The sequence below is a fragment of the Staphylococcus gallinarum genome (assembly GCF_000875895.1).
Taxonomy (GTDB): domain Bacteria; phylum Bacillota; class Bacilli; order Staphylococcales; family Staphylococcaceae; genus Staphylococcus; species Staphylococcus gallinarum.
In genome coordinates this window covers 1-1,314 of the sequence record NZ_JXCF01000090.1, presented here as the reverse complement: position 1 = coordinate 1,314, position 1,314 = coordinate 1, and the positions used below count along the sequence as shown (strand labels likewise).

At 32.9% G+C, this 1,314-nt stretch carries 1 protein-coding gene; it reads right to left on the bottom strand.

The genetic code is table 11. The annotated features are described in order from the left end of the window. The coding region (locus SH09_RS16670; RefSeq protein ID WP_042740164.1) for a MucBP domain-containing protein at positions 1-1,314 on the bottom strand (1,314 nt) is incomplete at both ends.

Genomic DNA, 1,314 nt, shown 5'->3' with positions numbered 1-1,314 from the left:
GCATCATTTGATGGTAAACCATCTTTTATAAAACGCACTTTTTGGAAGATTACTTGGCCACCAAAACCATGGTTAAAATACTTTTCTTCTTCAACATTATCAATGATTGTGTCCCTAATAGAATAATTATTAGGATTTAGTTCAAAATCATAATCACTATTTGGAAGGTTGTTTGCTTCTATTCTTCCTTTGTCTAATTTAGCTCCATTTATAGAATCAAATGTTCCTGGGCCTTTGGCATAAGTAAACCAAGCTTCTGTCTTAATAGTCCCTTCATCATCTATTACTGTATCTTTTCGATATAATGTCCCCCTACTCATTGTACTTACACTATAGCGAACATTACCTGATATTTTGGTGCTATACCTATTGATAAAACCATTTTTGTTAATAGGCATTTTAGTGGTATTAATATCATACCCTTCAATATCAATTGGTTCTGTTGTGTATTGACTTCTAGTCCAACCATATTGTGTATATGACGGTACTATTTCTCCCCCTAATTCATCATAATAATGCGTGGTTTGACCTTTCCAAAATGGTAAAGTTATAGGATAAGACACAACAGGATTCGTATACTTATCTATGTTTGGTCCATATATAGGAGTATAATCCGAGAAGTCTGCGTCATTAACTTTTAAAAATCTAAATTGACGTTTATCACCAGAAGCTATTACACCTATAAGTGTTTGATCGTCAATTTTTATTTGATCCCCATCTTGAACATTCTTTATATCTACAGTGGTCAAAGATGACCTTCTAGAATCATCGAATGTAGTTATAAAAAATCTCATAGGAGTTCCTTCTTGATCTATATCTTCTTTTCTAACAGATAGTACATATTGTTTTGCTCCATCATCACCCTTCATTACTACTTCAAAGGTATAATGATCGGGGTTTGGTGTCTTATTAATTGCATAAGGTAGATTAGACTTTTCAGGCAAATTGTTTTCATTGACACTGTATCCGTCTCTATTCTCTATATTTTCCTTAGCAGCTCTCAATACATGGGGAACTGTTTTTGAAGCTACCTGGTAATGTTTGTTTAAAGTTAATGCATTAATTTGGTCCCTACTCAATTTCTTATACAAATCTGGTGTCATTTCAAAATATCTAAAATCCTCTGCTTGTAACTGCTTTATTGTTTGAGGGCTTAATTCTTCAAAATCAGAAGTAGTAACTGTTCTTTCTTTAATTTGTACCGTATTATTTTCACGATCTTCAATTGTCTCATTTGGAGATATATTACTTACTTCTCCAACAATTCCAGGATTCTCTTCTACCTCATTTGAATTTGTTGGCATATCAACGCCT